Genomic DNA, 13,597 nt, shown 5'->3' on the forward strand with positions numbered 1-13,597 from the left:
AAAAATACTTGGCACTTCATTTGCAAAGTTTTCAACAATAAGAAAACGACGATTCAAACTCTGAGTCTCATTTTAATTCGATGTTGTTGAAATCTTTGCCTGTGGAGTGTTTTACATGGCCATCAACTTAGACAATCTGACCGGTTTCCATAAAAAAGCGCTGGATATCAGAGAGCAGAAGATGGAAGTGATTGCCGGTAATCTGGCAAACGCAAACACACCCGGCTACAAAGCCCGCGATATAGACTTTAAGCAAGCCATGGAAAGCGCCCGCAGTGAACAGCGCCAGGGCTCTTTGCTGCGCACTCATGAAAATCACATTGGTGGCGGTCTTAATATCAACAGCTTCGACATCGATTATCGAATCCCAAATCAGCCCGACACCGGGGACGGCAACACCGTTGAAGTGCAGGCTGAAAGAAATGCCTTTCTGGATAACGGAATGAGATACCAGGCAACCCTGCAATTTCTCGAAGGAAAACTGAAAGGTATGAAGAAAGCCTTAAGTGGAGGGCAAAGTTAATGAGCCTGTTTAATGTCATGTCCATTTCCGGTACCGGTATGGAAGCAGAAAGTGTCCGTCTGAACACCACCGCCAGTAACATAGCTAACGCTAACAGCGTCAGCAGCAGTTACGAAGAAACCTATAAGGCACGCTATCCGGTTTTCGCCGCAGAACTTGCCAGAGCATCAGATGAACAGAGTAAAGGCGTGGGTGTTGAGGTTAAAGGCGTAGTGGAAAGCGATGCACCTCTGCAAATTGAGTATGCACCGAACAATCCCATGGCTGATGAAAACGGTTATATCTATAAGCCCAACGTCAACATTGTCGAAGAGATGGCAAATATGATGTCCGCTTCGAAAGGCTACGAAACAAACGTTCAGGTTGCTGATACAACCAAACGTATTTTCCGTCAGGTACTGCAGCTTGGTCGCGGTCAGTAACCGCGCTGAGCAGAGGGTATTTTCGTGAGTACTATTTCAAATACGACCGGCTTAAATTCAGAGCTCTACTGGCAGGAAGAAGGTGTAGCCGTTGCCGATGGCAGCGAACAGCGCCTGACTCAGGAAGACTTTTTCTCATTGCTTACAGAGCAGTTGGCGAATCAGGATCCAACTAAACCGGTGGACAATGATCAGATGGTTGCCCAGATGACATCTTTCACGATGGCAGACGGGATCTCCCAGTTGAATGAAAAGTTCGAATCCTTTGCCGCGTCTATGACCTCCAACCAGGCATTGCAGGCTTCCAGTCTGATTGGTCAGCAGGTGCTGGTGGAAGGTAATGTGGGCTACATGGCAGAAGAAGGTGCCGGCTTCAGTGGCGTACTGGTTAACGATCAGACCGTGCAGGATCTGAAGATCACCATCGAAAATCAATATGGTGAAATTGTTAAGACCATTGATGCAGGTACGCAGGCGGCAGGAAATATCCAGTTTAACTGGGACGGAACAGACACAAACGGCAATCCTATGCCGGCCGGAGAATATGTGGTTAATGCTAACGGCACCGTCGACAATGAAGGGACAACCGTTCCTACTGCTATTAACCGGCAGGTAGGCAGTGTCAGCATGACTGGCAGCAGTCAGGGCATTATTTTGAATTTGGCGGGTGATGTGAGTATCAACCTCAGCGACGTCATCCAGATAGGCAGTTAACAGGAGAAAGAGTTATGTCTTTTAATATTGCACTTAGTGGCGTTGCAGCCGCGCAGAAAGATCTCGACGTAACCGCCAATAACATCGCGAACGTCAACACGGTGGGCTTTAAAGAGTCCCGCGCAGAATTTGGTGATGTCTATGCATCGTCATTGCTGGCAGGCGGGAAAACAAAAGTCGGTGACGGTGTTTTGACACAAGATGTGGCACAGCAGTTTTCTCAGGGTAGTTTACAGTTTACTAATACTTCTCTGGATCTTGCGATCACAGGTAACGGCTTCTTTGCTACTGTGCCTGAAATCACATCACGGGACTTCTCATTTACCCGTGCCGGACAGTTCAAGCTGGATGAAGATAACTTCGTTGTGAACAGTAACGGTGACAACTTATTAGGGTTTCCGGTAAATACAGATGGCACAAGTTCATCTGTAGCATTAAGTACTACTATCCCCGTACGCATTCCTGATTCATCCGGTTCGCCGCAACAAACAAGCGAAGTGGATATCCGGATGAACCTGCCGGCAGGGGATCAGGCACTAGACCCCACATTATTTAATCCGGACGATCCGCTGACTTATAACGCGGCCACATCAGTCACCGTTTACGATTCACTGGGTGACAGCCATGTAATGACTTACTATTTCATCAAAGACCCGGCCGCTACAACCACTAATGACTGGTATGTTGCTACTGCCATCGATGACAATCTCGTCGATCTGGTGAACTCTGACGGGACTAACTCAGACCCGGCAACGGCGACGAACGTGGTTGGTACTGCAAGTGGTTCAGCAGTCACCGTGGCGAAAATGTCTTTCAGTCAGGGCGGTGATTTTGTGGGCATTGAATCGCCGGATGGTGTGGCTCAGACTAACCTGAAGATTCAAACAGAAGCCTTAGGTGGAACTATTTTGTCAAACGGTTCTGATCCGTCACAACAAATTGCAATAGACTTTAACCTTGATCCGACGGGAGCAACCACCAACGAACCGACGCAGTTTGCGTCAGCGTTTGAGGTTACTTCACTGGAGCAGGATGGTTTACCGGTGGGCCGTTTGACGGGTATCGATATCGGTGCTGACGGTCTGGTACGGGCGACCTTCTCGAACGGTACTTCTGAGCCTATTGTAAGGGTTGCGCTGGTACGCTTTTCAAACGAGCAGGGCCTGACCCAGCAAAGCAGCACCCAGTGGAAAGAATCAATTGCTTCCGGTGAGGCACTGGCTGGCGAAGCCACAACCGGTACTTACGGTGAAATCAATTCATCAGCTCTGGAGCAGGCGAACGTTAACCTGACTACCGAACTGATTGACCTGATTATCGCTCAGCGTAATTTCCAGGCGAACTCACGGGCGCTGGAGGTCAACAACCAGCTGAACCAGACAATTCTGAATATCCGTTAATACGTCAGTGGTATAACATTCAGGCAGGCCGGTTTTCCGGCCTGTTTTATTTCCGCAGCGGGGCGTTCACTCACATTCTGCACGCTGAAATTTATCCTCCGCCCGTGTTGTCAGGCGAGGAAACTTTGTCAGCAAACCGTCAAACTTTCCCTTCTTTACGTCAATTTACTTTTGGCATTTGAATTGCAGTTGTCACTGTAAGGTTCATAAAAACGTCAAAAGTCAGTCATGGATAAATTACTCTATATTGCTGCAAGCGGCGCCAAGCAAGACCTGCTGGCCACCGGAGTGCGCGCCAATAATCTGGCTAATGCGCAAACCACAGGCTTCCGTGCACAGCTTGAACAGGCCAGAGCTATGCCGGCATACGGCGAAGGTTTGCCGACCCGCGTATTTTCCATGACAGAAAGTCCGTCTAATAACTATGAGTCCGGTGCGATGGTGCAGACCAACCGCGATCTGGATGTTGCTATCCAGGGAGACGGCTGGTTTTCCGTTCAGGGCGCCGACGGGCAGGAAGCTTACAGCCGTGACGGCAGCTTTCAGCTTGGTGCTGACGGCATGCTCACAGACATGCACGGCAATATTGTGATGGGTGACAACGGGCCAATTTATCTGCCTGTGCCACTGGATAATCTGAATATTGCAATGGACGGCACCATTTCCACCCGCCCTGTTGGCGCACCGGAGAATGTGTCGGAAGAGGTGGGCCGGTTAAAGCTGGTTAACCCCGATTTGAATAACCTTGAAAAAGGCTATGACGGTCTGTTCAGAACCAAAGACGGCGCGGCAGTCGATGCCGACGCAAATGTCATGGTCAGAACCGGCATGCTGGAAAGTTCCAATGTGAACGCAGTTGATGAGATGGTCAATATGATCAGTCTGCAACGCCATTATGAGATGCAGGTCAAGCTGATGAAAGAAGCTGACCAGCTGTCGACTCAGGGCAATCAGCTACTTCGCATAATTTAATTTTTAACTAACGACCACATGCTGTTGCCGGTGGTCAGGAGGTCGATATGCATCCTGCGTTATGGATTAGTAAAACTGGGCTAGACGCCGCACAAACCGACGTTGCCGTGGTATCCAATAACCTGGCAAACGCCTCAACAGTAGGCTTCAAGAAAGATCGTGCGATCTTTGAAGATCTGCTGTACCAGAATATCAATCAGCCTGGCGGACGTTCGTCGGCCGACACTGAGTTGCCTTCAGGCCTGATGCTGGGTTCCGGTTCAAAAGTGGTCGCCACGCAAAAAGCTCATACACAGGGCAATATGCTGACTACCGAAAATGCACTGGATATGTCTATTCAGGGCCGCGGATATTTTGAAATTCTGCAGCCTGACGGCACCATTGCTTATACCCGTAATGGTCAGTTTACGTTAAACGATCAGGGCCAGATTGTTACCTCTGGTGCCGGTTTCCTGTTACAGCCGGAAATTGCTGTTCCTGAAGATGCCCAGCAAATTACTATTTCTCAGGATGGCGAGATTTCTGCCTCAGTACGTGGTCAGGCTGAACCTCAGGTGCTGGGCCAGTTGAACGTGTCTGATTTTGTTAACCCCACCGGCTTACAACCTACCGGACAAAACCTGTTTGTGGAAACCGCATCCAGCGGGGCGCCGATTCAGGGCGTGCCGGGTTTACAGGGCCTGGGTACGATTTCTCAGGGCACGCTGGAAACCTCCAATGTGAACGTCACGGAAGAACTGGTAAACCTGATTGAAAGTCAGCGTTTATATGAGATGAACTCAAAAGTAATTTCTTCCGTTGACCAGATGCTTGGTCAGGTGATTCAGCAGCTTTAACAGGTGATGTCATGCGAATTTTTGGCTTTATCGCAATCAGTGTAATGCTGGCGGGATGTAACAGCACCCCGCAGCCACCGGCCCAGGCGAATGATCCTGCGTTTGCTCCGGTGATCCCCGATATTCCCCGGGAGCAGATCACAGAGGACGGGGCACTGTTCCGCCCGTACATGGCAAACAGTTTGTATTCTGATGTGACCGCGCGTCGGGTAGGCGACATCATTACCGTTACGCTGAGTGAAAATACCGCGGCGTCGAAAACGGCTGATACCACAACAGCGAAAAGTACCGGCGTGGATGTGCAACCAATAACCGGCCTGGGTGGCGATACCATTAATCTTGGAAGCCAGTCTATTCAGTTCGGCCTGAATTCGTCGAATGATTTTACCGGCAACGCCCAGGCGAACCAGAGCAACAGCCTTTCCGGGGCTATCTCGGTTACCGTGGTTGATGTGATGCCAAACCAGAATCTGGTGATCCGGGGAGAAAAATGGCTGACGCTGAATCAGGGCGATGAATATATCCGTCTGACCGGCATTATCCGTCCAGCGGACATCAGCCCTGAGAACGAGATTGTGTCCACAAAGATAGCCAATGCCCGCATTCAGTACAGCGGTACAGGCAGCTTTGCACGGGCACAGGAAAAGGGCTGGCTTACCCGCTTTTTCTCTTCCGACGTGTGGCCTTTCTAGGAGCGACTTATGCCAATTTTAAGATTTCTCCTTGTCGCTGCTGTGATATTTACAGCACCTCTTGCTGACGCACAACGCATTAAAGATGTGGCCAGTATCCAGGGCGTGCGGAGCAACCAGCTGGTGGGGTACGGACTCGTTGTGGGTCTGCCGGGCACCGGTGAACAAAGTCCGTTTACCGAACAGAGCTTCCGCACCATGCTCAGCAACTTCGGTATCAGCCTGAATCCGAATACCAAGCCAAAAATTAAAAACGTGGCAGCAGTTGCCGTACATGCTGAACTGCCGCCGTTCATCAAGCCCGGTCAGTCTATCGATGTGACTGTATCATCTGTGGGTGAAGCCAGCAGCCTGCAAGGCGGCACGTTGTTACAAACCTTCTTAAAAGGGGTTGACGGAAAAGTCTATGCCGTTGCTCAGGGCAGTCTGGTAGTGAGTGGTTTCGGTGCCCAGGGCGGAGATGGATCACGCATTGTGGTGAATACACCTACTGTTGGCCGCATCCCGAACGGCGCGTTTGTTGAGCAAACTGTTCCTTCCGGTTTTGCTAACGGCGACACCTTAACACTGAATCTGCACTATCCGGATTTTTCTACTGCAAAGCGGCTTGCCGATACTATTAATGAACGTCTTGGTGCGCAACCGGATCAGGGCTATACCATTGCCACACCTATTGATGCTGCATCTGTCCGTGTTACCGCCCCCCGTGATGTTGGTCAGCGGGTCGGTTTTCTGGCGACGGTGGAGAATTTTGATTTCGAACCTGCTGATGCTCCGGCGCGGGTGGTTATTAACAGCCGTACCGGCACCATTGTTATCGGTCAGGATGTGGTACTGCTGCCTGCAGCAATTACGCACGGCGGATTAACGGTGACGATTGCTGAAAACCAGCAGGTGTCTCAGCCGAATGCCCTTGCAGACGGAAACACCGTAGTGACGACCCAGTCTATTGTGGATGTGGATCTGGCAGACAGCCGTATGTTCAAGTTTGAGCCCGGCGTAACACTTGACCAGCTCGTACGTGCCGTGAACGAAGTGGGTGCCGCTCCGGGCGATTTGATGGCAATCCTTGAAGCTTTGCGTCAGGCCGGTGCGCTTCGTGGTGAACTGGTGATTATCTGATGAATCTGCAAAACACTTCCCAAAGCCAGTTAGAAATGGCCCGTAATGCCAGTGATATCAGCGGGCTTAATAACCTGCGTGAAGCCATGGCAAGTGGTAACGGTGAAGTGTTGCAGGAAGCGGCACAGCAGTTTGAAGCGATTTTTGTGCAAATGATGCTGAAGTCTATGCGCAAAGCCCAGGATGCTCTTGCTGATGAGGACAGTCCGTTTAACTCTGAGCAGGTTAAGTTCTACCGCGATATGCACGATCAACAGCTTGCCGTGGACTTATCCAGTAATGGCGGGCTTGGTCTGGCTGATTTAATTGTGAAGCAACTTGGTCAGCAGGACCCGGACTACCGTCCGGCAAGTACCCTGCGCTCCGACGGCAACCTGTCGTCAATCAATCGTGAAAGGGCAGAAGCAGTAAGCCGTGCTCAGGCAACAATGCTGGACTCCGCGTCTGCCGGTTCACAATCCGCCTACAAGGCCGCAATGTTCAGTGACCAGCAGGATTTTGTGAAAACCCTCTATCCGTACGCAGAAAAAGCCGCAGAAGCGCTGGGTACGGATGCCAGAGCTATTATTGCACAGGCTGCCGTTGAAACCGGCTGGGGCCAGTATGTTATTCACGACAAGCACGGCAACAGCACGCACAATTTGTTTGGTATCAAAGCCAACAACCAGTGGCAGGGTGACCAGGCCGTAGTTGATACGCTGGAATTCAGTAATGGTGTACCCGAGCGGCGCAAAGCAGCTTTTCGTCAGTATGACTCTCTGGAGTCCGGACTGGCTGATTATGTTGATTTTATCCGTACTCAACCCCGTTATCAGCAGGCTGTGGCAAACGGTGCAGATGCATCGCAATACTTTAATGAATTACAACAGGCCGGTTACGCCACCGATCCGCAATACGCCAGTAAAGTGATGGCTGTTTACCGCAGTGACGCAGTACAGGGATATCAGCCATGAATACCGGACCTGCTCAACCTTTTGATGTTCTGTTACGGAGTGTCACACCATGATCCGCACTGACCTTTTTAATATTGCTAACAGTGGGGTTACCGCCAGCAGCAAACTGCTGAATACAACGTCGAATAACATAGCCAACGTGAACACGGAAGGCTACGTCCGCGAGCGCACGGTATTTGAAAGTACAATTTTAGGTGGTGTGGGAAAAGGCACAACGGAACGGGTTATCAGCATTTTTGCGCAAAACCAGTTACGCCGTGATATTACCTCTGTTGGTGAGCTGGAAACCTTCGTGGAGAAAACCAACTCGCTGGATAACCTGCTGGCCAGTGAAGCCAACTCCATTGCTGACGGTCTGAGTCAGTTTTTTGCTGCCATACAAACAGCGTCTGATGACCCGACTAACCTTGCTTCACGGGAAGCGGTGCTGGGTAAGGCTTCCGGATTGTTGTCCCGCATGAGCACGTTATCTGACTTCATGGAAGCGAAAGAAGAAGAGCTGAACCTGGAATTCACCAGCCAGATTGAACGGGCGAACAGTTTGATTGCCAGTATCGGTGAATTAAATACCGCCGTACTGACAGCCAGAGGCGGTAGCGGCGAAGAACCCGGAGCATTGCTCAACGAACGTGACAAGGCGATCAACGAACTGGCTGAACTGATGTCAGTGGAAGTGCGTGAAAACCAGTATGGCTCAGTGGTGGTGAATTTATCATCCGGGGAGTCACTGGTACTGGAAGATGGCAGTTTTAATCTGTTCGAGCTGGGCAATGATGCTGATCTGACTTTCAAAGAGCTGCAACTCACTACCAATTTCGCTAATAAGCAGAATACTGCTATCAACGTGAATGAAAAAGATCTTGGCGGTTCGCTAGGGGGCTTATTCCGTTTTCGCGACGAAATTCTCGGACCGGCACAACGGGATATTGGTCAGATGGCGCTGGCGATGGCTGATGCAGTGAACCAGCAAAACCGTCTTGGTATGGATTTAGACCTGCAGCTTGGCGGTGATATTTTTTCCATGCCGGAGTTTACCGGTTTACCGTTCAGCGGAACACCGGATAACTTACCCGTACGGGCACAGGTAACGGCAGGGCAGGGTAATCAGCTTACCGACGCAGATTATAAAATTACCGTGGATGCGGTAAACGGCGCAGGCTTTCCCACTTCAGTGACGGTTGAGCTGTTAAATGGTGATGGTACGCCGAAGAAAGACGCTTCCGGCGCTGATGTGGTATTTACCGGGATCTCAGTCGGAGCCGGTTTCAACGAATTGCCGGGTGGCATTGAGGTCGAGTTTCAGGCTGCTACGGGCTACAGCGTCGACAATGAATTTTTGATCCAGCCGTCTAAATATGCGGCATCCGATCTGACGCTGGCAACGGACCGGCCGGAAGATCTCGCCTTTGCTGCTCCACTGCGGGCAGAAGCCAGCTTATCTAACCTTGGTGATGCCACGGTCAGTAAAGTGTCCATAAGTAATACTACCGTTGATGCTGCCTTAGGCGCTGAGGCGTCTGCCTTTGACGGCGCCGGCGGTATACACAGTGCGGCAGCTGCACCGGGTGGTACTGTCGGTGCACCGGCGCAAATCGTATTTACCTCTGCCAGTGATTTTCAGGTGCTGGACGATGCAGGTAACGTCATAACCAACGTATCCGGTGTGACCAGTTTCGACAATTTGCTGGCACAGGCGGAAGCGAATGGCACAGGGCCCGCCTGGCCGGCCGCGTTCAGTGCGCTGGATGATTATCCCGGTTACGATGTCAGCCTGAGCGGTATTCCTGTTGCGGGAGATTCTTTTAATCTGACCTATAATACTGACGGGATTGCTGACAATACTAACGCCGAAGAAATGGCGGCGTTACAGCGCGAAAGCCTTGTACAATTAAGCAGTGACAGTTCGAATAAACAGCGTACTTTTCATGATGCTTATTCGTCGCTGGTTGGACGGGTCGGTGAGAAATCTGCTACGGCACAAATTTCTCTGGATGCCGCTGAGGCGATGAAAGTTCAGTCGGAAAACTGGTTTGATTCCACATCCGGCGTAAGTCTGGACGAAGAAGCGGCGAACCTGGTTCGCTATCAGCAATCCTACGCTGCAGCAGCCCGCATTCTCACCACGGCTCAGGAGTTGTTCGATACGATTTTATCGGCAGCGAGGTAATGTAACTTATGCGTATTTCAACTAATCAGATTTACGATCAAAATATCCGCGCCATCATGGATAACCAAAAAGGCCTGGCAGATACTCAGGAAGCACTGGCGACCGGGAAAAAACTGAATCGTCCCAGTGACGACCCTGTGGGAGCTGCAAAGGTTATCCGTATCACCGAACAACTGGATAAGCTTACTCAGTATCAGCGCAACAATGACTTGCTGACCAATGCCCTGGAACAACAGGAAGCAGTGCTGACCAATATTAATGATTCGCTGAACCGTGCACGGACTCTGGTCGTGCAGGCGGGCTCCGGCATCATGACCGACGAAGATAAACGGGCAATCGGCGTGGAACTGGAACAAATCCGTAATGAGGTGTTCGATTTGATGAACACGCAGGATGCTGCCGGCAACTATATTTTCGCCGGCTATCAGTCGCAGCAGCAGGCTTTCACCTTCAATCCCGCAGCCACCGGTAATGCTATTTTCTATACCGGCGATTCAGGGGCGACATCAGTGAAGCTTTCAGACAGTGTGACGGTGCAGCGCAGCACGTCCGGACAGGAAGTGTTTGAAAATGTGCTCAGTCGTTTTGATTTCACTGTAACCGGTTCTGCCGGCGCCACCGTGCAAACGGCGAAGGTGGGAGAGCAGGGCACGTTTGATCAGTTTTACGAAAATAACTATGACCCGGTGACAGCGGCAAATAATAATTACCAACTGACAGTACTGGGTACCGGACAGGTACAGTTAACGAATACCGGTACCGGTGCCGTGGAAGGTACAGTAGATTTCACGTCCGGAGAGCCGTTCACCATTAAAGGGATGGCATTTACCCTTGACGGAACCACCGGAGACACGGTGAATTTCTCTCTGGATACGCCGGTGAAGAAAAACGTGGCCGAAACGCTGAATGATATCGCTAATCAGCTGATTAATGATTCGTTAAGCGGCGATGCGTTAACGGATGCCCTCGGCGATGCGCTGGTGGGGCTGGACAATGGCATGGAACGTATTAATCTTGAGCGTTCATCGCTGGGGGGCCGGATGAACGTGGCGGAGTCGATATATGAAACTAATCTGGACTTAGAAATCACCGCAAAAGATGCCCGTGCACAGATTGAAGAAACTGATTATGCAGAAGCGTCAGCAGAGTTTGCTAAACAGGAAGCTGCGCTGAGCGCAGCCCTGGCAACATTCCCGAAAGTCTCAAACCTTTCCCTGTTTAATTATATCTCTTAACTTATTAACGCCTGAAACCCGTGCGAAATACACGCGGGTTTCATCGTCGGCGTGGCCTGAATAATAGCTGATAAACAGTGTGTCGTCCTGAATCACAAGGCCGGGATAGCTGTTATCTCCACCGGACGGTAAAGTGAGGCAGGGCACCAGTGAAGCCTTCGCCAAATCCAGCAACCAGATTTGTGTCACCAGTTTTTTGCCCGTCCATTGTCTTCCGGCTACCAGTGCATATCCCTCCGTCAACATTACCATGGCAGGTCCGCCAATATAGGTTTTTAAATCCCGCCAGTACCAGCGGTTATACGGTGGCTTGCTTGTGCCTAACTGCGCGGTAAAACTGTCTGCATCGCGTCTGACCAGTGCGGTAATCACACCGTCACTGCTAATGTGCATGTCACTTTCATTAGGGTACCCCAACTTATCTCTTGCCAGAGACATCGCCGGTATGGGGTGACGCTGCATATTTTTGCCGGGATGACCGGTAAATAACGTCAGTTGCTGAGGACCGCCATGGTAAGCAAGGCCCAGCGCTTTGTTGTTTTGCCATATAATCCGCCATATCCACCAGTGTTGCTCTCCGAAGAAACGGGGAGAGGACCAGCTTTTTCCGGAGCCGGAAAACCAGCTCACCATCTGAAAACGGTTTCCCCGTGTCGCCTGAGTCACCGGACGGGCAAATGCAATTAACCATAATCGCCCGTTATCATCGCGGGAAAGTTTAGGATCCCGCAAATCGTAACCCGGTAACGACAATCGCTGTCTGTCTGTCACCCGTCCGTCACCGGTCACCGACGTCACCTCAATCCTGCCATCATCACTGACATGGGTCAGTGCCTGGCGGTAACAGCAAAGAAATGTTTCACCATTTTCTATCAGTCCGGTAAAGGCAGAGTGGGCATACGGGCTGGATATGCGGCAAAGACGATCAATTTTTAAAATTTTTTCGGACATAGAAAATAGTTATAAAACCAACGTGTTAACTAAGTATAGGCGGCAAATGTCTGCCGCTCTACGGCAATTTTTGTATTTTTTTATTAAAGGGAAATCCCCCCATGTCGATAACACTACTGAGAGAGCCAGTTCATCAATTACCCCTCAGGTTTTGGTGACTACTAATTTGTAATCGCCGGTAGTTCCGGCAGCCAGCCCTGCTGGACTGAGAGTGTAGGAGAGACTTATGTCTTTGTACGTTAATACAAATGCGTCTGCATTAAACGCACAGCGTCAATTATTTGATGTTGGTAATTCCCTGAGCACCTCTTTTGAGCGTCTGTCATCTGGTTTCCGGATTAACAGTGCAAAAGACGATGCCGCTGGTCTGCAAATCACAGACCGTATGACTACCCAAATTCAGGGCCTGAATCAGGCCGTCCGTAATGCCAATGACGCGATTTCTCTGTCACAGACAGCAGAAGGTGCGTTAGATGAGACTACAACTGCGCTTCAGCGTATCCGCCAGCTTGCGGTTCAGTCTCAGAACGGTATCAACAGTTCTGCTGACCGTCTGGCGCTGCAAAAAGAAGTGTCTGCACTGAAAACAGAGATCACCCGTATTTCTACGGACTCTCAGTTCAACGGTGTCGATATCTTAACCGGTGGTTTCTCAGCGCAGTTCCTGGTTGGTGCGAATGCCGGTCAGACTATCTCTGTAAACCTTTCTGCTGCCAATCTGGCGGGCATAAATGGCTTCAGTGCCGGCGGCCTGGGCATGAGCGATGCGACTGTTGCTACCGTTGCCGGCGCGTCAAGCGTGCTGGACGCCGTTGACAGCGCAATCTCTGCGATTGGTGGTGTACGTGCTGACTTAGGTGCGCTGCAAAACCGTTTCCAGTCTACTATCCGTAACCTGAGCAGCATTTCAGAAAACGTATCTGCAGCACGTTCACGTATCCGTGATACTGACTTCGCTTCAGAAACCGCTGACCTGACCCGTAACCAGATTATCCAGCAGGCAAGTACTACAGTATTGTCACAGGCTAATCAGCGTCCTCAGGCAGCCTTACAGTTACTGGGTTAATCACCCGTATAGCTGAAAACGCATGGGAATGAAGCCGGGAGGTAGTGACTCGTAAGGCCCTTTGCGTGAGAATACGCTCATTCTCTCCTAACGAAGAGCGGTTGGCCGGACAATTTGTCCGGCCATTTTTTCCTTTAAAATCAATCATCCTCCAAAAATCCCATCTCTTTTCTCTGCTTTTTTTAAAAAAAGGCTAAAGGAAATTTCGTCCCCGTACGATACATAAAGCAAAGGGGCACGGTACAAAAATAATAATCATCCGGCTACCTTCAGAAGAACAATAAAGTGACAAGAATAAAAACAATATTTGTCACCGCCGGAAAAGAATAAGAGCAACATATCCGGCAACAAAAATCGTTAGGAGATGACAGGTAAGTGGCAATATTTTGACAAGCCCGCTTACTCCGGCAAAACAACCGAACATTGCCGGCTATCATCAGAGCAAACAATTTTCCTTATAAAATTAGAAGAATAAAGGTTAGGGAAGATTTGGATTGAAAATGATAGTAAGTGCTTACTAGTTGATGGGGCCGACCGGCAGGAA

General features: G+C 50.3%; 13 protein-coding genes. 12 read left to right on the forward strand and 1 reads right to left on the reverse strand.

All coding sequences use genetic code 11. The annotated features are described in order from the left end of the window. The first annotated feature begins 115 nt into the window (after positions 1 to 115). The 11 genes from flgB (at position 116) to flgL (ending at position 11,036) form a co-directional block, all read left to right on the forward strand. Complete coding sequence (flgB, locus tag AC4PME_RS02135; protein WP_491045076.1) at positions 116 to 523, forward strand: flagellar basal body rod protein FlgB; 408 nt, start codon at positions 116 to 118, stop codon at positions 521 to 523. After that, entirely contained in the window at positions 523 to 945 is a 423-nt protein-coding gene (gene flgC / locus AC4PME_RS02140; RefSeq protein ID WP_119500515.1) for a flagellar basal body rod protein FlgC, read from the forward strand. The genes flgB and flgC overlap by 1 nt, the downstream gene beginning before the upstream one ends. A 24-nt stretch (positions 946 to 969) precedes the next feature. After that, positions 970 to 1,659, forward strand: coding sequence for a flagellar hook assembly protein FlgD (locus AC4PME_RS02145; RefSeq protein WP_119500516.1), 690 nt, complete (start codon positions 970 to 972; stop codon positions 1,657 to 1,659). 14 nt (positions 1,660 to 1,673) lie between these two features. Continuing rightward, positions 1,674 to 3,059, forward strand: coding sequence for a flagellar hook protein FlgE (flgE, locus tag AC4PME_RS02150; protein ID WP_474844623.1), 1,386 nt, complete (start codon positions 1,674 to 1,676; stop codon positions 3,057 to 3,059). A gap of 228 nt (positions 3,060 to 3,287) precedes the next feature. After that, on the forward strand, positions 3,288 to 4,031 hold the full coding sequence (gene flgF / locus AC4PME_RS02155) for a flagellar basal-body rod protein FlgF (RefSeq protein WP_119500518.1): 744 nt from the start codon (positions 3,288 to 3,290) through the stop codon (positions 4,029 to 4,031). Positions 4,032 to 4,078: 47 nt separating this feature from the next. Then, complete coding sequence (gene flgG, locus AC4PME_RS02160; RefSeq protein ID WP_119500519.1) at positions 4,079 to 4,867, forward strand: flagellar basal-body rod protein FlgG; 789 nt, start codon at positions 4,079 to 4,081, stop codon at positions 4,865 to 4,867. 11 nt (positions 4,868 to 4,878) lie between these two features. Then, positions 4,879 to 5,559 (forward strand): flagellar basal body L-ring protein FlgH, encoded by a 681-nt coding sequence (gene flgH / locus AC4PME_RS02165; RefSeq protein WP_119500520.1) that lies wholly within the window; start codon positions 4,879 to 4,881, stop codon positions 5,557 to 5,559. A gap of 9 nt (positions 5,560 to 5,568) precedes the next feature. Continuing rightward, positions 5,569 to 6,681 (forward strand): flagellar basal body P-ring protein FlgI, encoded by a 1,113-nt coding sequence (locus AC4PME_RS02170; RefSeq protein ID WP_491045078.1) that lies wholly within the window; start codon positions 5,569 to 5,571, stop codon positions 6,679 to 6,681. Next, the gene (flgJ, locus tag AC4PME_RS02175; RefSeq protein ID WP_491045079.1) at positions 6,681 to 7,634 is read left to right on the forward strand and encodes a flagellar assembly peptidoglycan hydrolase FlgJ; all 954 of its coding nucleotides are present in this window, start codon (positions 6,681 to 6,683) and stop codon (positions 7,632 to 7,634) included. The genes AC4PME_RS02170 and flgJ overlap by 1 nt, the downstream gene beginning before the upstream one ends. Before the next feature lie 49 nt (positions 7,635 to 7,683). Beyond that, positions 7,684 to 9,801, forward strand: a complete 2,118-nt coding sequence (flgK, locus tag AC4PME_RS02180) for a flagellar hook-associated protein FlgK (RefSeq protein ID WP_119500522.1) — start codon at positions 7,684 to 7,686, stop codon at positions 9,799 to 9,801. Between the two features lie 8 nt (positions 9,802 to 9,809). Further along, positions 9,810 to 11,036 (forward strand): flagellar hook-associated protein FlgL, encoded by a 1,227-nt coding sequence (gene flgL / locus AC4PME_RS02185; protein ID WP_119500523.1) that lies wholly within the window; start codon positions 9,810 to 9,812, stop codon positions 11,034 to 11,036. Here the strand turns inward: flgL and AC4PME_RS02190 are convergent. Beyond that, positions 11,004 to 11,987 carry a hypothetical protein gene (locus AC4PME_RS02190; protein ID WP_119500524.1) on the reverse strand — a complete coding sequence of 328 codons (984 nt, stop codon included), beginning with the start codon at positions 11,985 to 11,987 and terminating at the stop codon, positions 11,004 to 11,006. The two genes, flgL and AC4PME_RS02190, sit on opposite strands and share 33 nt — an antisense overlap. Positions 11,988 to 12,213: 226 nt before the next feature. Between AC4PME_RS02190 and AC4PME_RS02195 the strand changes: the two genes are divergently transcribed. After that, on the forward strand, positions 12,214 to 13,053 hold the full coding sequence (locus AC4PME_RS02195; RefSeq protein WP_303574407.1) for a flagellin N-terminal helical domain-containing protein: 840 nt from the start codon (positions 12,214 to 12,216) through the stop codon (positions 13,051 to 13,053). Positions 13,054 to 13,597: the final 544 nt, after the last annotated feature.

The organism is Alteromonas sp. (genome assembly GCF_984505615.1).

What these genes read in the sequence shown, in the direction of transcription:
- flgB (WP_491045076.1), top strand. Translation starts at nt 116, where the DNA reads ATGGCCATCAACTTAGACAATCTGACCGGTTTCCATAAAAAAGCGCTG.
- flgC (WP_119500515.1), top strand. Translation starts at nt 523, where the DNA reads ATGAGCCTGTTTAATGTCATGTCCATTTCCGGTACCGGTATGGAAGCA.
- flgE (WP_474844623.1), top strand. Translation starts at nt 1,674, where the DNA reads ATGTCTTTTAATATTGCACTTAGTGGCGTTGCAGCCGCGCAGAAAGAT.
- flgF (WP_119500518.1), top strand. Translation starts at nt 3,288, where the DNA reads ATGGATAAATTACTCTATATTGCTGCAAGCGGCGCCAAGCAAGACCTG.
- flgG (WP_119500519.1), top strand. Translation starts at nt 4,079, where the DNA reads ATGCATCCTGCGTTATGGATTAGTAAAACTGGGCTAGACGCCGCACAA.
- flgH (WP_119500520.1), top strand. Translation starts at nt 4,879, where the DNA reads ATGCGAATTTTTGGCTTTATCGCAATCAGTGTAATGCTGGCGGGATGT.
- AC4PME_RS02170 (WP_491045078.1), top strand. Translation starts at nt 5,569, where the DNA reads ATGCCAATTTTAAGATTTCTCCTTGTCGCTGCTGTGATATTTACAGCA.
- flgJ (WP_491045079.1), top strand. Translation starts at nt 6,681, where the DNA reads ATGAATCTGCAAAACACTTCCCAAAGCCAGTTAGAAATGGCCCGTAAT.
- flgK (WP_119500522.1), top strand. Translation starts at nt 7,684, where the DNA reads ATGATCCGCACTGACCTTTTTAATATTGCTAACAGTGGGGTTACCGCC.
- flgL (WP_119500523.1), top strand. Translation starts at nt 9,810, where the DNA reads ATGCGTATTTCAACTAATCAGATTTACGATCAAAATATCCGCGCCATC.
- AC4PME_RS02190 (WP_119500524.1), bottom strand. Translation starts at nt 11,987, where the DNA reads ATGTCCGAAAAAATTTTAAAAATTGATCGTCTTTGCCGCATATCCAGC.
- AC4PME_RS02195 (WP_303574407.1), top strand. Translation starts at nt 12,214, where the DNA reads ATGTCTTTGTACGTTAATACAAATGCGTCTGCATTAAACGCACAGCGT.